Origin of the sequence: Sphingomonas sp. UBA978 (genome assembly GCF_002292295.1) — a bacterium.
Lineage (GTDB): Bacteria > Pseudomonadota > Alphaproteobacteria > Sphingomonadales > Sphingomonadaceae > Sphingomonas.
The window spans coordinates 119,064-140,634 of the sequence record NZ_DBBS01000014.1; the positions used below are offsets into that span (position 1 = coordinate 119,064).

Sequence of the window (21,571 nt, forward strand, 5' to 3'; positions counted from 1 at the left end):
CGGCTAGAAACCGGTGCGGGCCATGACCCTGTTGATAAGAAATGGCGATGCGTCTGACCTGGAGCAGGAACCGGGACGAGCGAGGATGCACATCCGGTTCATCCATTGCTGCTCGCAATGCTCCACGACGTAACCAGGAGGCGCGCGCATCGCATTGCCGTATCCATATATGGTGACGATACGATTGAAAGTCGCGTTCCACCGCGCCGCCGTTGCCCACGGGCGGTTCTGATATGAGGCCGGATCGCCGGTCCAGAACATGCTGATCGGTGTATTGAGGCTTAAGGCAACGGCACCAGGCAGATTGGCAAAGCTGGCAGGCTGGATCAATGCAACACCGCAGACTGAGGGATCTGCCCGCAAATGCGCAAAGGTGTTCCAGCCGTCGGTATTCGGCTTGAGCTGGCCGGGGGCCATTGTGCCCTGCGCCAGCACGATCGATGCGCAGGCCCACATTCCAAAGACCCCGATCGCCAGACGGCCGGCGATCACGGCTCCGAATCGCGCCCGTGCAAGGCCGATCAGTTCACCCCAGCCGAACGCGGCGAGCAGCGTGATGGCGGCGAAGGACAGAAAGACGAAGCGATATTCCTTATGAGGAATCAGGCTGTGTAGAAGGAGCGTGATCGTGGCTGCCGCGAGAAGGCCGGGTGACTGCCGCCATCCGAAAAGCACCCCGACGATCACGGGAATCAGCCACCACCGCCACACTTCCATGAACCATGCAATGTAGGAGAGGAACGGAAAGGTGCCGTAGCGTGCGGACACGTTATGGACGACGTTCTGCTGGAAATTTTCGAGGATCCAAGCGAACGGCGTAAGCCCGTTGGAAGCGTCTACGACGATGCTTGCGACTGCGACGCTCGACGCACCGATCGCCAACAGAACCCAGCGGCGCCAATCAAAGTGCGTCAGCCGGAGACTTGGCCACCATGATACCAACAGCATCGCTGCGCCCGCCGGCGCGTAATGAGGCCGGGCCAAGGCCGCAAAAGCCACCAAGGCGCCTGCCAAGATAATCCTGGCCGTGTTTGGACGCGGCGCACTCGTCAATGCGGCAACTGGAATGAGCGCGGCGGCCGCAAGCGGTTCTGCCAGCGTCTCGGCCGAGAAGAAGATGAGTTCGAACCAGGTCGCGGCAACGACACCGGCAAGTATTCCGGTTGTCCGACTTTGGCGGCGCCCGATGTCCCATGCCGCCCAGACGATGCCCAGCGAAGCAGCAGCCGTTGCAAGTCGCGGCAGGATCATCGGTAGCTGCCCATGGGGATCGAGCGTTTCACCGACGAAGAGTGGCGCAGCGAGCAGGGCAGGAAGCAGCCAGCTGCGTATCCCGACCCGCCATTCCCAAGTGATGACGCCTTCACCGGTCAGCAGCCGGTGCGCCGGTTCGAGATACTGGTAGATCGCGTCGGGATGATGAAAACCGGGTGTCAAAGCAGCCCAGGCGCGCAGGATAATCGCCAGGAGCATCAGCCATGGTAACGGATGCGAACAGCCGGCGAGCGCTCTGGCGACAATCTGCATCGCCGTGTTGTGGCGCGGCTCGATGTCCATCGGCCCGCTACGGGGACTTATCATCGCGACCATTAGCGCCTGCTCACAGACACGCCTCGAGATACGCCTGGTCGAAGCCGAACTGCTTGGCCTTTTCGAGCGTGTAGGGGCGCAGGCCCATCGAGCGGTATTCGCCGATGATCTTGCCGTCGGCGCTTTCGTCGAGATATTCGAACTTGAACAGTTCCTGCGTGACGATCACCGGGCCTTCCATGCCGATGACTTCCGTGACGTTGGTGACGCGGCGGCTGCCGTCGCGCAGGCGCTTGACCTGGATGATGAGTTCGACCGAGTCGGCGATCTGGCGGCTGATCGCCTCCTTGGGCACCTTGATGTCGGACATCATCACCATGTTCTCCATGCGGGCGAGCGCCTCGCGCGGGGAGTTGGCGTGGAGCGTGCACATCGATCCGTCGTGGCCGGTGTTCATGGCGGCGAGCATGTCGAAACACTCGCTGCCGCGGATTTCGCCGAGGATGATGCGGTCGGGACGCATGCGTAGCGCGTTCTTGACGAGATCGCGGATGCTGACCTCACCCTGGCCCTCCAGATTGGCGGGGCGGGTTTCGAGGGGGAGCCAGTGCGGCTGCTGCAGGCGCAATTCGGCCGCGTCCTCGATCGTGAGCACGCGCTCGCCGGGGTCGATCATCTTCGACAACGCATTAAGCATCGTCGTCTTGCCCGAGCCGGTGCCGCCGCTGATGACGACGTTGAACCGGCTGGCGCCCGCGATCTTGAGCGCGGTCGCCATCTTGGGACTCATGCTGCCGAAGCCGGCCATCATGTCGAGCGTGATCGGCTTGGCGGAGAATTTACGGATCGAGATCGCCGTGCCCTTCAGGCTCAGCGGCGGCACGATCACGTTGACGCGGGAGCCGTCCTTGAGGCGGGCGTCGGCGAGCGGCGTCGTCTGGTCGACGCGGCGGCCGACCGAATTGACGATGCGCTGCGCGATCTGGAACAGATGCTCCTCGTCGCGGAACTGGATCTGCGCGAGTTCCAGCTTGCCCTTGCGTTCGACATAGGTCTGGTCGGGGCCGTTGACCATGATGTCGGTCACCGCCGGATCGGCGAGCAGTTCCTCGAGCGGCCCCAATCCGAGCAGCTCGTCGACCAGCACCTTTTCCAGCGCGAACTGTTCGCGGCGGTTGAGCGTCAGCTTCAGTTCGGCGAGCACCTCGCCGATGATCGGCCGGAATTCCTCGGCGAGCTCGTCCTTGCCGAGCGTCGCGGCGGCCTCGGGATCGACGCGTTCGAGCAGGCGGGGGAGCACCTGTTCCTTGATCTTGTGGATCGATGCCTCGAACCCCTCGCCGCGGCTGCTGCCGGCGTCGCCGCTGGCATTCTGGCGGTCGGTGAGGCGCTGCATCGCGTCGAGCGTGCCCGCCGGCATCGTGCCGGGCAGCATGTCCTCGCCCGGCAGCGGCATCGAATCGATCGGCGGGAACTGGCTGCCCGGCGCCGGTTCCTCGGGCCGGGTCAGGCCGTTGCCCTGCATCGGACGCGCCACGCCGAAGGCCGGCCGTGCCGGCTGCCCCCCACCCATTCCGCTGCGACGCCCGAACGCGCTCATGCCATACCCCTTGAACCTGCCGAGAGGGGTAGGCGGCAGAGTTTGACATTTTCCTAACCAAACCAGAGCGCTGGCCGATCATGGTGCCGCCGTGCTTGACAGCGACCCGTCACTGCCCTTCGAAGGCGCCGCATGCGCCGTCTTCTGCTCGCCCTCCTCGCGTTCGGCTGGACCGTCGCCCTTGCCGTTCCCGCCGCCGCGGACGACATCGGCGCGACCGGCCGCGGCGTCGTGCGCGTCGTCACCATCGCGGTGGTCGACGGGCAGGTGGTCGGCTTCGGTCATGGCAGTGGCGTCGCGATCGCCCCCAACCGCATCGTCACCAATGCGCATGTCATGGAGCTGGCCGAACGCTATCCCGACAATGTCGTCGTCGGCATCGTGCCGTCGGAGGGGGACAAGAGCTATCAGGGGCGCGTCATCGCCTATGACGCGCAACGCGATCTCGCGCTGATCGAATTCGCCGGCGCCAGCCTGCCGCCCGCCGCGCTCTATACGGGGCCGGTGACCGAGGGCGAGGCGGTGGTGGCGCTCGGCTATCCCGGCAACGTCGACCTCGCGACCGCCCGTTCCGCCGCCGATTATATCCGGCCGACCTCCCCGGTGCGGTCGGAGGGCGTGTTCTCCGGCCGGCGCAGCCTGACCGGGGTCGAGGTGCTGCTCCACACCGCCAATATCGCGCGCGGCAATTCGGGCGGGCCGCTGCTCGACCGCTGCGGGCGGGTGATCGGGATCAATTCGGCGATCACCCGCGGCGAGGAGGGCGACAGTTCGTTCGGCTTCGCGATCGCCGACACCGAGGTCGCCGGCTTCCTCCGCGAGGCGAAGCAGCCCTATGCCACCGTCGGCACGCCCTGCACCTCGATCGAGGAACGGCTGCGCGACGACAGCGAAGCGGATGCCCGCGCCCGCGCCGATGCGCTCACCACCGCGCGCGAGGCGGCGACCCGTACCGCGATGGCGCGCGAGGAAGCGCTGTCGCACGCGCGCGACGCCGCGCAGACCCGGCGCGAGAATGTGATGGCGATCGCCGGCCTGCTGCTGGTGCTCGGCGCGCTCGGTCTCGGCGGGGCGGGGTTGCTCGAATCGCGCGGGCGGCGGCGCCATGCGATATGGGCGGCGGGCGCCGGCGGGTTCGGCATGATCGCCGCGATCGTCGTGTTCGTGCTGCGCCCCTCGGGCGAGCCCGATCTGCCGGCCGCGCCGGCGGTGACGCGACAGGTCGTCCCCAACGCGCCGATCGGCCCGCTCACCTGCGTGTTCCAGCCGGAGAGCAGCCGCGTCACCGTATCGGCGACCACCGACGTCGCGCTCGGCTGGGGCGGCAGCGGCTGCGTCAACGGTCGCACCCAGTATCTGCCGGCCGGCGACCGGTGGGAACGCGTGCTGGTGCCGGACGGCGAGCAGACGGTGTCGGTGCTGATGTTCGATCCCGCGACGCGGCGCTACACCAGTACCCGGTACATGCTCGGCGCGCAGGCGATGGAGCAGGTGCGCAAGCTGCGCGGGGGCGGGCAGGGCGGCGACCGGCGCTGCAGCGTCGACCCGGCGGCGATCGACCGCCTCGCGCAGAGCCAGGCGGCGGTACGTGCGGCGCTGCCGCCCTTGCCCAACGAGAAACTCGTCTATTCCTGCCGCAAGACGGGCTGACAGCCGGCGTCGCCCCGACTAACTATAGGCGGGTCGGGGAGGATGAGATGCGGGCGAACATGCGACCGGGGTTCGTTATCATGGCGGCGGCGATGCTTGCGCCGGTGGCGCCGGCACGGGCCGAATGGTTGCAGGCGACGTCGAAGCACTTCATCGTCTATGCCAATGGCGATGCCGGTACGGTCCGGCGGCAGGCGGAAGACCTGGAACGCTTCGACAGCGTCTTCCGATACTTCCAGACCATACCCGAACGACCCGAAGACGAATCGAACAAGCTGACGGTCTATGTCGTCGCCAGCGGCAGCGCGGTGCGGAGGCTGTACGGCGACAGCAGCCGCAACGTCGGCGGCTTCTATCAGGGGCGGGCGAGCGGATCGGTCGCCTTCACCCCCGCGCGCGGATCGACGGGCGACGCGCGCAGCCGCGACGAACCGCGCATCGTGCTGTTCCACGAATATGCCCATCACCTGCTGCTCGGCAATTACGAGGCCGCCTATCCGGCCTGGTTCTCCGAAGGCTATGCCGAGTTCCTGTCCACCGTCCGGTTCGACAAGGACGTGTTCTGGATCGGCGCCCCGGCACAGCATCGCGCCTATACGCTGCACCTCGGCGCGTCGCTGCGCGCGGAACGACTGTTCGCTGCCAATATGCGCAACCTCAGCCAGGAGCAGGTGTCGTCCCTGTACGCCCGCGGCTGGCTGCTGACGCATTATATCGAAACCGACCAGACGCGGCGGCAGCAGTTCGGCGCGTATCTGACCGCGCTGAACGCCGGCAAGCCGAGCGTCGAGGCGGCGCGCGCGGCGTTCGGCGATCTCAGGCAGCTCGACAAGGAGATGAACGCGCGGATGAACGCGGCGAAGCTGCCGGCCTATCGCATACCGAACGAACGGCTGCCCAAGCCCGTCGTCGCGATCCGGCCGCTGCGCGCTGGCGAGAAGGCGATGATCGAGCTGCGCATGCGGTCGGATCGCGGCGTCAACCGCACGAGCGCGCAGCCGATCCTGGCCGAAGCGCTGCCGATCGGCGAACGCTATCCCGACGATCCGGTCGTGCAGGGCTGGCTGGCGGAGATGGCGCTCGACGCCGGCCGCTACGACCTGGCCGAGGCGGCGGCGGACCGGGCGCTGGCGGCCGACCCCCGATCGTCGCAGGCGCTGGTCTACAAGGGGCAGGCGCATTTGCGCCGGGCGCGCGAGGCCAAGGTCAAGGACCCGGCGGTCTGGCAGGAGGCGCGCAGCTGGCTGCTCAAGGCCAACAAGGTCGATGCGGACGATGCCTATACGCTGATGCTCTATTATTCGAGTTTCGGCATGGCGGGCGTGCCGGCGACCGCCAATGCCAAGGCGGCGCTGGCGCGCGCGCACGAACTGGTCCCGCAGGATCCGGGACTGAGCTTCGCCTATGCCCGGCAGGCGCTAATCGACGGCAAGCTGGACGAGGCGCGCGTCGCGCTGCGCCCGCTCGCCTATTCGGCGCACGCCGCCCCCGACAATCCCGCCGCACGGCTGCTCGCGATGCTGGATGCGAGGCAGGCGGGAAAGGCTGCGGTCGAGATGCTGGAGGCGGAGAAGGGGGAGAACGGGGAGGAGGGCGAGGACTAGCGGCTTCGGGCGGTGGCGTGACCGGTCCCGGACCGCGCCGCGTGTCTATGCCGCCGTTACCCCACGACCCGTAACCTCGAAGACCGTTTTCAGCACGGCTTGCTCATCCGCGGACAGATGCGGATTCCAGACGTCGAAGATCAGCACGATGCGGGGCCGATCGCTGTCGTTCCACGCTTCGTGTTCGATCGTGTCGTCGAACGCGAAGGCCTCGCCCTCCCGCCAAGCGCGGGTTTCGCCGCCGACACGGAAGCGGCAGCCCGCCGGTACGACCAGCGGCAGGTGGATGATCGCCCGGCTGTTCGTGACGCCGGTGTGCGCGGGGATATGCGCCTGGGGTCGGAGGATGGAGAAGAACGCGGTCGGAGCCTTGCCCGGCACCTCGTTCTGCGGGATCGCGGCAAGCGCGGCCGCCGTTTCCGGGCAGCGCGCACAGACGTCGTCGTTGCGGATGCCATATTCCCAGAGGAAACAGGCGCTCCAGTCGAGATTGTTGTCGAGGCCCGACCATTTGTTGTCGGGCGTGCCGGCGTCCTGACGGACATAGGGCCGGATCGAGGCGGCGTCGTGCTGCACGAGCGCGAGCGCTTCCGCCCGGATCGCAGGGGTGCGCGCTTCCAGCGCGGCGAACCAGGGAAACAGGTCGCGATCGAAAAATTCGTCGGCGGGCAGGAACGGCACGTGCACGCCGTCGCAGTGATTAGTGTAGATCGCGCGCCGACCGAGCATGTGGTCGATACAGGCCGTCATGCGGCGGTTCGTCGCACCGCCGAGCGCGTCGTCGATCGCCCGGCCGATGGTATCGGTATGATCGGCGAGAAACGCGCGGCCACGCGCCAGCGCGTCGTCGATCGCCGGCGACCGCTCCGGCATGGCGGCGGCCATCTGGACGACACCGGACCAGCCCTGCGCCGCCGCAGCGGCCCGACCGCAGCGCTGGTGCAATTCGGCCATGCGCAGTTGGGCAGTAAAGTTCAGCCGGTCGATGGCCAGTGCCCGTTCGAGGGCCAGGCCCTCCGCCGCGTCGTCGCCGGACAGGCGGTGGACGGTCGCCTGATTGATCCACAGGACCGGCTGGCCAGGGTCGCGCGCTGCCGCCGCGGCGAAGAACGCGAGCGCTTGTGGCAGATTCTCGTCGGCGAGCGCGCGCATTCCACGGGCGTTGAGCAACTGGGGGTGGTCCGGCGCGAGGGTCAGCGCCTGATCCAGCCGCCGCCGCTCGGTCGTCGCGTCGCCACGCTGCCGCGCGGCCATCGCCTGGGACACGAGCGGCTGAACGGACGACGGAAGATCGGTCATGGTGACGGGCAGCCTATAGGCGATGATCGCGCAAAAAAAGGGGCAGCCCGCGAGAGCCGCCCCTTCGAGATATCCGTTTGGGTAGCGACGCTTAGAAGCGCAGCTTGCCCGACACGGTGAACAGGCGACCCAGCACGTCGTAGGTCGACGGATAGGTGTTGCCGCTGTTGTAGGCGGTCGACCCGATCGACGCACCCACCAGCGGCGGCTGCTTGTCGAGCAGATTGCGCACGCCGGCGGTGAACGTCAGATTCTCGTTCACCTCGACCTGCACGTTCAGGTCGAAATAGTCGTACGCGCCGATCCGGTTGAAGTCGTAGGTGCCACCGGCCAGCGGGGTCGGTCCGGTAACCGTACCGCTGAACAGCCGCGTCGAGATCAGGCGGGCGGCGGCGTCGGGTGCCAGCGCCTCATACTGGACCTTGCCGATGTGGCGCCACAGCAGCGACAGCGTGCCGGGGCCGAAGCTCAGGCTGGTGCGCTGGTTCCACTGGAACTCCGGCTGGATCGATTCGCAGCTGCTGCTGTAGTAACCGACGCAATCGCGATCATAGGCGGTTTCCGACGCACGGAAGTAGCGATGCGCGGTCCAGGTGCCCTGGAAGCTGAGGTTCAGCCCCACGTCGCCGAAGTTGCGTGCGTAGTTGGCATTGAGATCGATGCCGTCCGTGCGCAGGCGACCGCGGTTGGTGAGCGGCTGCGGCAGGCCCGCGACCGTGGCGCTGGAACCGCTGAGGCGGCCCGTCGCGGCGCTGCGACGGATGCTGGTGCAGGCGGCCGAGGCTGCCTGCGTCGCAGTGATCGCCGCCGGGTTGGTGCCGAAGCACTGCGCGAGGATGTCACCCGGCGTGGCGCTGGTGATGGCGTCGCGCACCTTGATGTTGAAGTAGTCGACCGCGATGCTGAGGCCCGGCACGATGCCGCGCGGCTGGATCACGACGCCGAAGGTGTAGGTGTCGGCCTTTTCCGGACGGATGTTCGGATTGCCGCCACCGGTGACGTTCGGCTGGCCCGACGCCGGCTCGAGAATGCCGGTCGTGCTGTTGATCGCGGACAGAGGCGCGCCCTGGGCGAGACACGCGGCCCGCAGGTTCGGGACGTTGCGCACGTTCAGGCCGACGCAGGGATCGAGGCCCGGCGGCAGGCTGTCGAGGCTGGTCGACACCGGCGTGAACAGCTCCGAGATGTTGGGCGCACGCACCGCGCGCTGGTAGTTGCCGCGGAACTTGATCTCCTGAACCGGTTCGAAGCTGCCGCCGAGCTTGTAGGTGGTGGCATTGAACTTCGGGCTGTTCGCCGCCTGCACCTTGTAGTCCGAATAGCGGACGCCGGCTTCGAGGGTCAGCGAGTGGAAGAACGGCCGGTCGGCGACGAGCGGCGCGATGATTTCGCCGAACGCCTCGCGGACGTCGTAGCCGCCGGCGAACGGCGTCACGGCACCGCCTGCACCGCCCAGTTCACCCGGGACCAGCGCATAGGCGTCGGGGATGCGGTTGTAGCTGTACTTGCGGTACTCGCCACCCGCCGCGAACGCGATCGGCTCGTTGGCGAACGGCGAGGTGGTGCCGAAGTCGCCTTTCAGCACGCCACGGACCTGCGACAGCGCGGTGTTGATCGCAATGCTGCTCTCGCCGTTCAGGAACGCGGCCTGGTCGGCCGTGATCGAGCCCGCGGGACCGAACAGGTTGAGCGGCACGCAGCCGTTGGAGGTGACGTTGCAGGTCGTCGTGTTGGTCGCGTTCAGCGCCTGCTGCACGCGGCTGCGCAGCACGTAGCCGGTCTGCGACTGGTCGAGGTTGCTTTCGCCATAGGCGGCCGAGACGTCGAGCTTGACGTGATCGGAGAAGCGGAGGCGCAGGCCCGCCTTATAATCGAAGACGGTCGTCGTGTAGGTCGACACGCGCGGCCCGAGCTCGACCGAGCGACGGTATACTTCCGGCAGCGCGATCGCGGTGTTGGTGTTGCAGGCGGCGCCGAGCGCGATGCCGTTGAGCGTGCACAGCTGATCGCGAATGCCGGCCGGCAGATAGGGGTTGCTGCCCGGGATGGTCAGCGCTTCGCCGAAGATGCCCGACGGTGCGATGATCGACTGGATCGTGTTCTTCGAGAACAGGCCGCGGGTGTAGACCTCGAGGTTGTCATTCACCTCGTAATTGGCCTGCGCGTAGATGTTGTAGCGCTTGAACGGCGTCTGGAAGATATTGTACGGGCTGAAGTTGAAGCCGTTGTAGAACGGTACCAGCGCGGTCCCGGCCGGATTGACCTGAAGATCGTTGCCGGCGATGGCGATGCGGGTCGGCGTCGACGTCGGCGAGGCACCTGCCGCAACGCCGTTGGCGCCGCCGATGCTGAACACGGACACGTCGCGTGCACCCTGATACAGCGGATCGGCTTCCTGGTAGCCGAGGCTCAGCGTCGCGTTGCCGCGGCCGTCGTCGAAGTTCGCGCCGACGGTCAGGTCCGCACGGAAGTAGTTGGAATCACCGCGCTCGGTGATCTGCTGGCTGGCGGTCGCCTCCATGCCGGCGAAGTTCTTCTTGGTGATGAAGTTCGCGACGCCCGACACGGCGTCCGCGCCATAGGTGGTCGAAGCACCGCCGGTCAGCACGTCGACGCGCTGGACCAGCGCGGTCGGGATATTGTTGAGGTCGACGGTGCCGCCGGCCGCGGCCGGAACGAGGCGGTCGTCATCGAGCAGCACGAGGTTACGCTGCGAGCCGAGATTGCGCAGGTTGATCGTCGCGAAGCCACCGGTGCCGTTGTTGACGGCCGAACCGATGCCCGGGACGGCGCCCGGCAGTTCGCGGATGATCTGTTCGACGTTGTTGACGTTGCGCAGCGTCAGCTCATTCTCGGAGACGGTGTTGACCGGGCTCGACGAGACGAGGTTGGGATTGCTGATGAGCGTACCCGTGACGACGATGTCCTGACCCTCGTCCGCCGGTGCGGAAGCGTTGGGCGTCGACTGCTGCTGCGTCTCCTGCGTGGCGGGCGCGGTCTGCGCGAGCGTCGGCGTGGAAACGAGCGCGGCGCCGACGAACAACGTCGTGTTGAGCAGGTGCGTACGGATACGTGATGTCATACGATGAAAGGCCCCTTTTGCCGACATTGGTGCCGGCGATATCGCCCGGATGTGCATGCACCCGGTTCTGCGCGAGGGGTTAGACATGGAACATAATAGCCCGCAATGGCCGTTTGCGGCGACGCAACACTTTGAATTACTGTTGTTGCCGAACCGTCACAATGGGTCATAAGTGCTTTCCGATCGACTTGCGGAGGCGCGCGCGACGCGCGATGCAGCGGTCAGACGACCGATCGTCGGAGGAGCTGACCCATGTTACCGATAGTCCTGCTGGCGGCGGCGCAGGCCGCCAGCACCACCGCGCCACGGCTGATCGACGATCTGGCCGCCTGCCGCGCGATCGCCGCACCGGACGCGCGACTCGCCTGTTTCGATCGGACCGCGGGGGCGGTGGTGGAGGCGCGCAACGACAAGGCCATCGTCGTGCTGGATCGCGGCGAGGTGCAGAAGGCGAAGAAGTCGCTGTTCGGATTCTCGCTGCCGTCGATCAAGCTGTTCGGCGATGGCAAGGACGATGCGCAGCTGAAGCAGCTGGTCGGCACGATGCAGGCGTCGACGTCGCTGCCGGGCGGGCTGATTCGCTTCACGCTGGAGGATGGCGGGCAGTGGGAAACCACGGAGCAGGTGATGATGGCGCCGCACCGCGGCGACGTGGTGACGATCAAGGCGGGCTCGCTCGGCAGCTACATCGCCACCGCGCCCGGTCGCCGCTCCGCCAAGGTGCGCCGGGTCCGCTGACGCCGCGTCACGCCATCCGCTGCGCGCCGGCGGTGCGGAGGGCGGACAGGGTCGGGTAGCCGTTGACGGCCATGAACAGGTCGGCCTCGGCGAGGAGACAGCGCAGGACGTGGGCGGCGCCTGCCGCGCCGTCGAGCGCGAGGCCGTAGCTGTAGGAGCGGCCGACGCCGACCATGCGCGCGCCGAGCGCGATCGCCTTCACCACGTCGGTGCCCGAGCGGATGCCCGAATCGAACAGCACCGGCGTGTCGCCCGCGGCGGCGACGACGCCGGGCAGCAGGTCGATCGCGGCGATCCCGCCATTGGCCTGGCGGCCGCCGTGGTTCGAGCAATAGAGGGCGTCGGCGCCGCCATCGATCGCCTGTCGCGCGTCGTCGGGATGACAGATGCCCTTGAGGATCAGCGGCAGGCTGGTGAGCGAGCGCAGCCAGGGCAGGTCGGCCCAGGTCAGCACCTTGCCGAACACCCCCATCCAAGCGCGGACGGCGGCGGCGGGGTCCTGTTCGGGCGGCACCGCCAGCCGGGCGCGGAACACCGGGTCGCTGAAGTAATTGGTCAGGACGTGGCCGCGCAACTGCGGGAAATTGCCGGTGTTGAGGTCGCGCGGGCGCCAGCCGGTGACCCAGGTGTCGAGCGTCACGACGATCGCCTTGTAGCCCGCCGCCTCCGCCCGGGAGACGAGGCTGGCGGTGAGCTCCGGGTCCTTGGGCGTGTAGAGCTGGAAGAAGCCGGGGGTGTCGCCCATCTGCCCGGCGACCGCCTCCAGCGGGTCGTTCGAGAGGGTGGAGGCCATCAGCGGCACCCCCGTCTCCGCGGCGGCGCGGGCGGCGGCGAGGTCGCCGTGGCCATCCTGCGTGCAGATGCCGGTGACGCCGATCGGCGCCATGAAGACGGGGCTGGGGTAGGTCGTGCCGAACAGCGCGACGGACAGGTCGCGGGTCGTGCAGTCGACCATCATGCGCGGGACGATGCCCCAGTGGCGGAAGGCGTCGGCGTTGGCGCGCTGGGTGTGTTCGTCGCCGCAACCGCCTTGGACATAGTCGAGCGTCGAGGCGGGCAGGGCCGCGGCGGCGCGCCGTTCGAGCGTGGCGAAATCGACCGGCACCTTCGGCATGACCCCGGCGAGGCCGGCGGCGTAGATCGCATTCTGGTAGTCGCCGTAATGGGGCATCGGGTCTGCTCTATCCATGCTGGGGCGCGGGCGGGCGCCGGAACGACATGTTCACGCGAAGCCGCGAAGCCGCAAAGAGGTCACGCCCGTGGCGCTGGCTCCGGCGCCGGCCCCCGCCCCGGCCCGCGTCGTTGCCGGGCCCGGCGGCCGGCGCCGGGCGAGGCATCGTCGCGGCGACGCGTGAACCAGCCTCAATCGCGGAAGCCGGGGTCGATGCGGTCGAGTTTGCGGAGGAGGGCAGGCCACGCGAGGCCCCGGGCGAGCGATGCCATGCCCTGGCCGCTGGATTGCTGCTCGACCTTTTCGGCGACGCCCTGGTTGGGGTTGTTGAGGTTGGCGCGGCCGGCGCTGAGCATCAGGATCTGCGCCTCGCAGGCGCGTTCGAGGAAGTACATGCGCAGGAACGCCTCGGCCACGCTGGCGCCGACGGCGAGCGTGCCGTGGTTGCGCAGGATCATCAGATTGTGCGTGCCGAGGTCGGCGACGAGGCGTTCGCGCTCATCCAGCTCGGTCGCGATCCCCTCGAAGTCGTGATAGGCAACGTCATGGCCGGCGATCATCGCGGTCTGGGTGTGCGGCAGCAGCCCTTCGGCCATCGCCGACACCGCCTGGCCGTGCGGCGTGTGGAGGTGGAGCACCGCGACCGCATCCTCGCGCGCGGCATGGATCGCGGAATGGATGACGAAGCCGGCGCGGTTCACCGGCGCGGTCGTGTTCGACACGGTGTTGCCGTCGACGTCGATCTTGACCAGCGACGAGGCGGTGATCTCCTCGAACATCATCGAATAGGGGTTGATGAGGAAATGATGTTCGGGGCCGGGTACGCGCGCCGACAGATGGGTGAAGATGAGATCGTCCCAGCCGTAGAGCGCGACCAGCCGGTAGGCGGCGGCGAGGTCGACGCGCAGCGCCCATTCCTCGGGCGAGACGGTGTCGCGCAATGCAGTGGGCCGGAGTGCGGTCGCCATGGTCTGTCCTCTCATCCTTTGTCGTTGGTGCGATCATGCCACGTCCCGCCGGCGAAGAATGTCGCGAAGTTGACAAAGTCGGCCGATGCGCCTTGTTTCCGGGGGTGATCGCGATCGACCGCACGCCTCTCGAGACCGACCGCTGGTTCGCCAGCCTGGCGCCGGCGCGGCAGGACGCCTTGCTCGCCGAGGCGCGGGTGCGGGCGGTGCCGGCGGGCGGGCTGATCTATGGCATCGGCGATGCGCCGAACGGGCTGTGGGCGGTGATCGAGGGGCAGGTGCGGCTGAAGGGCTATCCGGCGGCGGGGGCGGAGTTCCTCGCGCTCATCCTGCGGCCGGGGACGTGGTTCGGCGAGGTGTCGACGCTGGACGGCGGACCGCGACCGCACGATGCCGAGGCGTTCGGCGCGGCGCGGGTGCTGCACGTATCGACGGCGGCCTTCCATCGCGCCGCGGAACGGCTGCCGGCGCTATACCACGATCTCGGGCGGCTCGTCTGCCAGCACCAGCGGATCGCGCTCGACTTCATCGCGGAGGCACTGTCGCTGCCGGTGCCGGCGCGGCTAGCCAAGCTGCTGCTCGGCCGGCTGGATGAGGCGGACGGTACGTTCCACGTCCGGCAGGAGGAGGTGGCGGTGATGCTTGGCGTGTCGCGGCAGACGGCGAACCGGCACTTGCGGGCGCTGGCGGAGCAGGGCGCGATCCGGCTGGCCTATGCGCGGATCGCGATCGTGGACCGGGCGGTGTTGCGGGGGCTGGCGGGGGGATAGGGGGCGCTGGCGGGGGTGGAGGCTGCGTTGAGTGTTCCGGCGAGTCGTCATTGCGCGCGTGACGAGGCAGTCCAGGGCGTTCTGTTGCGGCTCTGGATCGCTTCGCTGCGCTCGCAATGACGGATATGGGGTGGGCCCGCCCTATTCCGCCGCCACCGCCTGGCCACGCCCCTTCAGCAGCGGCGTCAGATACTTGCCCGTGAAGCTGCGCGATTCCTTCACCACCTCTTCCGGGGTGCCGACGGCAACGATCTCGCCGCCCTTGACGCCGCCTTCGGGGCCGAGGTCGACGATCCAGTCGGCGGTCTTGATGACGTCGAGATTGTGTTCGATGACGACGACGGTGTTGCCCTGCTCGACCAGCGCGTGGAGCACCTCGAGCAATTTGCGGACGTCCTCGAAATGCAGGCCGGTGGTCGGTTCGTCGAGGATGTAGAGCGTGTTGCCGGTGGCGCGGCGGGCGAGTTCCTTGGCGAGCTTGACGCGCTGCGCCTCGCCGCCGGAGAGGGTCGTCGCCTGCTGGCCGACCTTGACGTAGCCGAGGCCGACCTCGACCAGCATCTCCATCTTGTCGCGGATCGGCGGCACGGCCTTGAAGAATTCGGCGGCATCCTCGACGGTCATGTCGAGCACGTCGGCGATGCTCTTGCCCTTGAACTTCACCTCCAGCGTCTCGCGATTGTAGCGCGCGCCGTGGCAGACGTCGCAGGTGACGTAGACGTCGGGGAGGAAGTGCATCTCGATCTTGAGCACACCGTCGCCCTGGCATGCCTCGCACCGCCCGCCTTTGACGTTGAAGCTGAACCGGCCGGGCTTGTAGCCGCGCGCCTGACTTTCGGGCAGGCCGGCGAACCAGTCGCGGATCTGGGTGAAGCTGCCCGTATAGGTCGCCGGGTTCGACCGGGGCGTGCGGCCGATCGGCGACTGGTCGATGTCGATGACCTTGTCGAGATGCTGGAGGCCGGTGACCTTGTCGTGCTTGCCGGCGAGGATGCGCGCGCCGTTCAGCGCGCGGGCGGCGGCGGCGTAGAGCGTGTCGATGGTGAAGCTCGACTTGCCCGATCCCGACACGCCGGTGATGCAGGTGAAGGTGCCGAGCGGGATGCTGGCGGTGACGCCGGTGAGGTTGTTGGCGCGCGCATTGTGGACGGTCAGCTGCTTGCCGTTGCCCTTGCGCCGGGTGGCGGGGACGGGGACCTCGCGCGTGCCGTTGAGGTAATCGGCGGTGATGCTGGTCTTGCTCTTGAGGATCTGCTTGAGCGTGCCCTGCGCGACGATCTGGCCGCCGTGGACGCCGGCGCCCGGCCCCATGTCGATGATGTAATCGGCGGTGCGGATCGCATCCTCGTCATGTTCGACGACGAGCACGGTGTTGCCGAGGTCGCGCAGGCGGCGGAGCGTCGCGAGCAGCATGTCGTTGTCGCGCTGGTGCAGGCCGATCGAGGGTTCGTCGAGCACGTAGAGCACGCCCGACAGGCCGCTGCCGATCTGGCTGGCGAGGCGGATGCGCTGGCTCTCGCCGCCCGACAGCGTGCCGCTGGTGCGGTCGAGGTTGAGATAGTCGAGCCCGACGTTGTTGAGGAAGCCGAGGCGCTCGACGATCTCCTTCAGGATGCGTTCGGCGATCGCGCGCTGCTGGTCGCCGAGGTGGTTCGGCATATCGGTGAAGAAGGCGAGCGCGTCGACCACCGACAGATGGGTGGCATAGGCGATGTCCTTGGTCGCGATCTTCACCGCCAGCGCCTCGGGCTTCAGCCTCGCGCCGTGGCAGACCTCGCACGGGCGCGACGACTGGTATTTGGACAGCTCCTCGCGCATCCATGCGCTCTCGGTCTGGAGCAGGCGGCGGTTGAGATTGCCGACGACGCCCTCGAAAGGCTTCTTGACGTCGTACTTCTTCTTGCCGTCGATGAAGGTGAGGGTGACGGGCTTGCCCTTGCTGCCGTTGAGGATGAGCGCGTGGACGCTCTCGGGCAGGTCGGCCCAGGGCGTGTCGAGGCTGAAGTCGAATTCGCGCGCGAGGGAGCCGAGCACCTGCATGTAATAGGGCGAGGGCGGGTTGGACTTGGCCCAGGGGACGACGGCGCCCTTCTTGATCGACAGCGCATGGTTGGGGACGACGAGATCCTCGTCGAACAGCAGTTTCTCTCCGAGGCCGTCGCAGGCCGGGCAGGCGCCCTGCGGCGCGTTGAACGAGAACAGCCGCGGCTCGATCTCGGCGATGGTGAAGCCGCTGATCGGGCAGGCGAACTTTTCGGAAAAGACGATGCGGCCGGTGGGCGCGTTGTCGCCGAGCACTTCGGATTTGGGGGTGTGCGGTTCGACGGGGTCGACCGGGTCGATATAGGCGAGGCCGTCGGCGAGCTTGAGCGCGGTCTCGAAGCTCTCGGCGAGGCGCGTCGCGATATCGCCGCGGACGACGAGCCGGTCGACGACGACCTCGATGTCGTGCTTGAACTTCTTGTCGAGCGCGGGGGCCTCGTCGATCTCATGGATTTCGCCGTCGATGCGGACGCGGGTGAAGCCCGCCTTCTGCCATTCGGCGAGTTCCTTGCGATATTCGCCCTTCCGACCGCGGACGACGGGGGCGAGCAGATAGGCGCGCGTCCCCTCGGGCAAAGCGAGGACGCGGTCGACCATCTGGCTGACGGTCTGCGCGGCGATCGGCAGGCCGGTGGCGGGGCTGTACGGTACGCCGACGCGCGCCCAGAGCAGGCGCATGTAATCGTAGATCTCGGTGACGGTCGCCACGGTCGAGCGCGGGTTGCGCGACGTCGTCTTCTGTTCGATCGAGATCGCCGGCGACAGCCCCTCGATATGATCGACGTCGGGCTTCTGCATCAGTTCGAGGAACTGGCGGGCATAGGCCGACAGCGATTCGACGTAGCGGCGCTGCCCCTCGGCATAGATGGTGTCGAAGGCGAGCGAGGATTTGCCCGAGCCGGACAGGCCGGTGATGACCGTCAGCGTGTCGCGGGGGATGTCGACGTCGACGTCCTTGAGATTGTGTTCACGCGCGCCGCGTACGGAAATCTTGGTCAGCATGGGGCTGGTTCTACTTCTGTTCTTTGCCGGGGGCTAGTCCCGCCACGTAGGAACGCGCGGACCGCATTGAAAGCACCCGACCGGTGTCTTACCTGTCCGATACACATGAAAGAGGCTGCGGCATGGGCAAGAAGACGAAGACGAAGAAGGCGAAGCTCCCCAAGGAGGTGATGGGCGTGAAGCTGCCCAGGGAGGTACGCGAGATCGGCGGTGCGTTGTTGGAAAAGGCGCAAAGCCCGCAGGGGCGCGAGATGCTGGCGGCGGGGCTGACGATGGCGGCCGCGGCGGCGACCGCCGCGGTGGCGAAGGGCCGGGCGAAGCGCGAGGCGGCCGCTGCGCCGGAGGCACCGCGGGCGCCAGATGCGCCGCGCGCGCCAGAGGCGCCGACGCCGCCCACCCCGCCGATCCCGCCGCAGGGGACGCAGACGCAGCCCGATCCGCAGGCGATCGCAGAGGCGGTGGGCAAGGCGGCGGAGGCGATGCTCGGCCGGTTGTTCGGGGGGAAGAAGGGCTGAGCCTGTATGCCGGATTTTGCCGGCGATGGTCGATTTCGGATGTAATATCCGACCGTCATGCCGTCCCGCCGCGGCGTTGCCGCGAAAATGGATTATTCTTCAATAGTTTGCCGTGTCCGATCCGCGCCACCCTGTCACCTTTGCGGGGTGGGGAGCGGGGCGGATGGACGAGGCGATCGAGCGGTTCGTCGAGCGGTGGCGACGTAACGAGGGCGGGGCGGAGCGGGCGAATTTTCCGCTGTTCCTGACCGAATTGTGTGCACTGCTCGAGCTGCCGCCGCCCGATCCGGCCGACGCGACGCATGCGCGCAACGATTATGTGTTCGAGCGCGGCGTGACCTTTCCGGATGCGGAGGGAAGCGGGCGGCACGGGCGGATCGACCTGTATCGCCGCGGCAGCTTCGTGCTGGAGGCGAAGCAAAGCCGCGAGCGGGGCGGCGCTAAGGAGGTGGCGCTGGGCGATGCGCAGGCGACGCTGCCGGGGATCGAGGTGCCGCGCGGGCGGCGCAGCGCGCATCGCGGCTGGGACGTGCTGATGCGCAACGCGCGCGAACAGGCCGAGCAATATGCGCGCGCGCTGCCCGAGAGCCATGGCTGGCCGCCGTTCATCCTGGTGGTGGACGTGGGCCATGCGATCGAGGTGTTCGCCGACTTTTCGGGGCAAGGGAAGAATTACCGCCAGTTCCCGGACCGGAGCGGATTCCGCATCTATCTGGACGATTTGCGCGATTCCGACGTGCGCGACCGGCTGCGGGCGATCTGGCTGGAGCCGCAGTCGCTCGATCCGTCGAAACATGCCGCCAAGGTCACCAAGGATATCGCCGGGCGGCTCGCCAACGTCAGCAAGCGGCTGGAGGATCGCGGCCATGCCGCCGAGCCGGTCGCGCATTTCCTGATGCGCTGCCTGTTCACGATGTTCGCCGAGGATACCGGCCTGCTGGAGCGCGGCAGCTTCAGCCAGGTGCTGACCGATGCGCTCGACCATCCCGACGCGTTCGCGCCGATGCTGGAGGATTTGTGGCGGACGATGGACACCGGCGGCTTTTCAGCGCTGCTGCGCCGCGACGTGCGCCAGTTCAACGGCGGGCTGTTCGCCGATTGCCACGCGATCCCGCTGGCGCGCGAGGAGATCGGCGAATTGTGCGCGGCGGCGCGACACGACTGGCGCGACGTTGAACCGGCGATCTTCGGCACGATGCTGGAACAGGCGCTGGACCGGGTCGAGCGGCGGCGGCTGGGGGCGCATTACACACCGCGCGCCTATGTCGAGCGGCTGGTGATCGCGACGATCATCGCGCCGTTGCAGCGCGAATGGGAGGAGACGGTGCTTGGCACGGTCGAGCGCGAGCGCACGCAGGACGTGGGCGCCGCGATCCGCGCGGTGCACGCGTTCCACGAGCGGCTGGCGGCGACGCGGGTCCTCGACCCGGCGTGCGGCACGGGCAATTTCCTGTACGTCGCGCTCGAACTGATGAAGCGGCTGGAGGGCGACGTGCTCGAGGTGCTCGCCGATCTGGGCGGGCAGGAGGCGCTGGCGCTGGAGACGGCGACGGTGCACCCGCAGCAGTTTCTGGGACTGGAGCTCAACCCGCGCGCGGCGGCGATCGCGGAGCTGGTGCTGTGGCTGGGCTATCTGCAATGGCAATTGCGCAACAAGGGCGCGGTGGCCGACCCGGTGCTGGAGCGGCTGCGCAACATCACCGTAATGGACGCGGTGCTCCGCCATGATCCCGCACGGATGAAGGCGGATGGCAGCGGGATCGAATTGCCCAATCCCCGGCAGCCGGACTGGCCGGAGGCGGATTATATCGTCGGCAACCCGCCCTTCATCGGAAAGGGCGCCGCGCTCCGCTCGGCACTGGGTGATCCGTACGTCGAAGCCTTGTGGAAGGCCTATCCCAAGATCAACCGATCGGCGGATTTCGTCATGTACTGGTGGGATCGTGCCGCCGGATTGTTGTCGGACCAAGCAACCCGGCTCAAGCGGTTCGGATTCGTCACCACGAACTCGATCACGCAGGAATTCAGTCGACGCCTTATTGCGCGGCGTATCGAGGGACGCCCGTCGATCGCCCTCGTCATGGCGATCGCCGATCATCCGTGGACGAAAGCGACGAAGGATGCCGCTGCGGTCCGGATCGCGATGACCGTCTGCGAAGCCGGTCATCGCGAGGGTACCTTGCTGACCGTCGTGTCGGAACGGCAGCTGGACAGTGACGCGCCGGAATTGTCGTTCGAAACCAGCGTCGGGCGGATCAATGCCGACCTCACGATCGGCCATGATGCGGCATCGGCCTTTGGTTTGCGTGCGAACGATGGGCTATCTTGCAACGGCATGATGCTTGCCGGACGAGGCTTCGTCCTCGCCGATGCCGTGGCCCGTCATATCCTTGCCGTACGGCCGGCATCGGCCGCCATCGTCAAGCCGTACCTGGGCGGATCCGATCTGGTGAGGGCGAGTACGAACCGGTGGGTGATCGACGCGTTCGGTCTGGACGATAAAGAGGTTCGACTGAGCTACCCCGAAGTCTATCAACATCTGCTCGCTACCGTAAAGCCGGTCAGAGCCACGAACCGGCGGGAGGCGTTCAGGGATCGTTGGTGGATTTTCGGCGAGCCCCGTCGCACGTTTCGGCCGGCATTGTTTGGGCTGAGCCGTTATATCGGAACGACCGAAACGGCCAAGCATCGCATTTTCCAATTTATTTCCAGCGAGGTGGTGCCGGATCACATGGTCGTCAGCTTCGCTTTCGAGACGGGATACGAGCTGGGCGTTCTGACGAGCCGGGTGCACACCGAATGGGCGCTGCGCGTCGGTGGCTGGTTGGGGATCGGCAACGATCCGCGCTATTCCAAATCGAAGGTCTTTGATCCCTTTCCGTTTCCGGATGCCACGCCGGAACAGCGCCGGATCATCGGTGAGCTTGCGGAAGAACTGGACGCGACCCGCAAGGCCGTGCTCGCGGGGCGAGATGCCCTGACGCTGACCCGCCTGTACAATCTGTGCGAAAAGGTGCGCGGCGGCATCGCGCTGACGCAGGAGGAGCAGCAAGATCGGCAGAACGGGTTGGTCGACATCATCATCGAGCTCCACGACCAGATCGATGCGGGTGTCGTGGCGACCTATGGCTGGCCGGGGGATCTGTCGGGGGAGGAGATCATCGCGCGACTGGTGGCCTTGAACGCCGAACGTCATGTCGAAGAGCTGTCTGGAACAGTGCGCTGGCTCCGGCCCGATTATCAGATCGGCCGTACCGGTTTGCCCGCGCTGCCGACCGTAAAGACGGCGCAGACAGAGCAGATCGAGGCGCTGTTCCCGGCGATCGCAGCGAGGAAGCCAAGCTTCCCCCGCGATGCGATCGGGCAGACCGCGGCGGTGCTTTACGCGCTGCGCCATGGCGGGGTGATGAGCGCCGAGGCGATCGCGCGCGGTTTTGCGCAGGGGCGCAAGGTGGAGCGGCGGGTGCTGGCGACGCTGGCGGCGCTCGAGCGGTTGGGGCATGTCGCGCATACGGGGGGAGGGTTCGTGCTGCGCCGCGCGGCGTGAGGCGGGCGGGAATGCTTGCCAGACGTTTCGTCGTGCGTGCAGATGGACGCCG

General features: G+C 67.4%; 13 protein-coding genes. 6 read left to right on the top strand and 7 right to left on the bottom strand.

Annotation, left to right across the window (positions count from 1 at the left end):
* Positions 1–3 precede the first annotated feature (3 nt).
* A complete protein-coding gene (locus B2515_RS06975; protein WP_293875181.1) occupies positions 4–1,557 on the bottom strand; it encodes a hypothetical protein in 1,554 nt (517 codons plus the stop codon).
* 43 nt (positions 1,558–1,600) lie between these two features.
* Complete coding sequence (locus B2515_RS06980) at positions 1,601–3,130, bottom strand: CpaF family protein (RefSeq protein ID WP_293875183.1); 1,530 nt, start codon at positions 3,128–3,130, stop codon at positions 1,601–1,603.
* 132 nt (positions 3,131–3,262) lie between these two features.
* On the opposite strand from B2515_RS06980, the gene B2515_RS06985 reads away from it, so the two are divergent.
* The gene (locus tag B2515_RS06985; protein ID WP_293875185.1) at positions 3,263–4,780 is read left to right on the top strand and encodes a S1C family serine protease; all 1,518 of its coding nucleotides are present in this window, start codon (positions 3,263–3,265) and stop codon (positions 4,778–4,780) included.
* Positions 4,781–4,827: 47 nt separating this feature from the next.
* Positions 4,828–6,384 carry a tetratricopeptide repeat protein gene (locus B2515_RS06990; RefSeq protein WP_293875187.1) on the top strand — a complete coding sequence of 519 codons (1,557 nt, stop codon included), beginning with the start codon at positions 4,828–4,830 and terminating at the stop codon, positions 6,382–6,384.
* 45 nt (positions 6,385–6,429) lie between these two features.
* On the opposite strand, the gene B2515_RS06995 is transcribed toward B2515_RS06990, so the two are convergent.
* Together B2515_RS06995 and B2515_RS07000 are read right to left on the bottom strand one after the other, a co-directional pair.
* Complete coding sequence (locus B2515_RS06995; RefSeq protein ID WP_293875189.1) at positions 6,430–7,683, bottom strand: aspartyl/asparaginyl beta-hydroxylase domain-containing protein; 1,254 nt, start codon at positions 7,681–7,683, stop codon at positions 6,430–6,432.
* A 91-nt stretch (positions 7,684–7,774) separates the two neighbouring features.
* Positions 7,775–10,765: a TonB-dependent receptor domain-containing protein gene (locus tag B2515_RS07000; RefSeq protein WP_293875191.1), complete on the bottom strand. Its 2,991-nt coding sequence runs from the start codon at positions 10,763–10,765 to the stop codon at positions 7,775–7,777.
* Between the two features lie 252 nt (positions 10,766–11,017).
* Between B2515_RS07000 and B2515_RS07005 the strand changes: the two genes are divergently transcribed.
* A complete protein-coding gene (locus B2515_RS07005) occupies positions 11,018–11,503 on the top strand; it encodes a hypothetical protein (protein ID WP_293875193.1) in 486 nt (161 codons plus the stop codon).
* A gap of 7 nt (positions 11,504–11,510) precedes the next feature.
* On the opposite strand, the gene B2515_RS07010 is transcribed toward B2515_RS07005, so the two are convergent.
* The gene (locus B2515_RS07010) at positions 11,511–12,674 is read right to left on the bottom strand and encodes an alpha-hydroxy-acid oxidizing protein (protein WP_293875195.1); all 1,164 of its coding nucleotides are present in this window, start codon (positions 12,672–12,674) and stop codon (positions 11,511–11,513) included.
* A 191-nt stretch (positions 12,675–12,865) separates the two neighbouring features.
* Entirely contained in the window at positions 12,866–13,642 is a 777-nt protein-coding gene (locus tag B2515_RS07015; RefSeq protein WP_293875197.1) for a class II aldolase/adducin family protein, read from the bottom strand.
* Positions 13,643–13,746: 104 nt separating this feature from the next.
* On the opposite strand from B2515_RS07015, the gene B2515_RS07020 reads away from it, so the two are divergent.
* The gene (locus B2515_RS07020) at positions 13,747–14,412 is read left to right on the top strand and encodes a Crp/Fnr family transcriptional regulator (protein WP_293875199.1); all 666 of its coding nucleotides are present in this window, start codon (positions 13,747–13,749) and stop codon (positions 14,410–14,412) included.
* 141 nt (positions 14,413–14,553) lie between these two features.
* Here the strand turns inward: B2515_RS07020 and uvrA are convergent, their stop codons facing one another.
* On the bottom strand, positions 14,554–17,457 hold the full coding sequence (gene uvrA / locus B2515_RS07025; protein WP_293875201.1) for an excinuclease ABC subunit UvrA: 2,904 nt from the start codon (positions 17,455–17,457) through the stop codon (positions 14,554–14,556).
* Positions 17,458–17,579: 122 nt separating this feature from the next.
* On the opposite strand from uvrA, the gene B2515_RS07030 reads away from it, so the two are divergent.
* Together B2515_RS07030 and B2515_RS07035 are read left to right on the top strand one after the other, a co-directional pair.
* Complete coding sequence (locus B2515_RS07030; RefSeq protein ID WP_293875203.1) at positions 17,580–17,972, top strand: hypothetical protein; 393 nt, start codon at positions 17,580–17,582, stop codon at positions 17,970–17,972.
* Positions 17,973–18,135: 163 nt separating this feature from the next.
* Entirely contained in the window at positions 18,136–21,519 is a 3,384-nt protein-coding gene (locus B2515_RS07035; RefSeq protein ID WP_293875205.1) for a class I SAM-dependent DNA methyltransferase, read from the top strand.
* The last annotated feature ends 52 nt before the right edge of the window (positions 21,520–21,571 follow it).

Excerpts from the sequence above, each read along its gene's own strand:
- B2515_RS06975 (WP_293875181.1), bottom strand. The coding sequence starts at position 1,557 with ATGGACATCGAGCCGCGCCACAACACGGCGATGCAGATTGTCGCCAGA.
- B2515_RS06980 (WP_293875183.1), bottom strand. The coding sequence starts at position 3,130 with ATGAGCGCGTTCGGGCGTCGCAGCGGAATGGGTGGGGGGCAGCCGGCA.
- B2515_RS06985 (WP_293875185.1), top strand. The coding sequence starts at position 3,263 with ATGCGCCGTCTTCTGCTCGCCCTCCTCGCGTTCGGCTGGACCGTCGCC.
- B2515_RS06990 (WP_293875187.1), top strand. The coding sequence starts at position 4,828 with ATGCGGGCGAACATGCGACCGGGGTTCGTTATCATGGCGGCGGCGATG.
- B2515_RS06995 (WP_293875189.1), bottom strand. The coding sequence starts at position 7,683 with ATGACCGATCTTCCGTCGTCCGTTCAGCCGCTCGTGTCCCAGGCGATG.
- B2515_RS07000 (WP_293875191.1), bottom strand. The coding sequence starts at position 10,765 with ATGACATCACGTATCCGTACGCACCTGCTCAACACGACGTTGTTCGTC.
- B2515_RS07005 (WP_293875193.1), top strand. The coding sequence starts at position 11,018 with ATGTTACCGATAGTCCTGCTGGCGGCGGCGCAGGCCGCCAGCACCACC.
- B2515_RS07010 (WP_293875195.1), bottom strand. The coding sequence starts at position 12,674 with ATGCCCCATTACGGCGACTACCAGAATGCGATCTACGCCGCCGGCCTC.
- B2515_RS07015 (WP_293875197.1), bottom strand. The coding sequence starts at position 13,642 with ATGGCGACCGCACTCCGGCCCACTGCATTGCGCGACACCGTCTCGCCC.
- uvrA (WP_293875201.1), bottom strand. The coding sequence starts at position 17,457 with ATGCTGACCAAGATTTCCGTACGCGGCGCGCGTGAACACAATCTCAAG.
- B2515_RS07030 (WP_293875203.1), top strand. The coding sequence starts at position 17,580 with ATGGGCAAGAAGACGAAGACGAAGAAGGCGAAGCTCCCCAAGGAGGTG.
- B2515_RS07035 (WP_293875205.1), top strand. The coding sequence starts at position 18,136 with ATGGACGAGGCGATCGAGCGGTTCGTCGAGCGGTGGCGACGTAACGAG.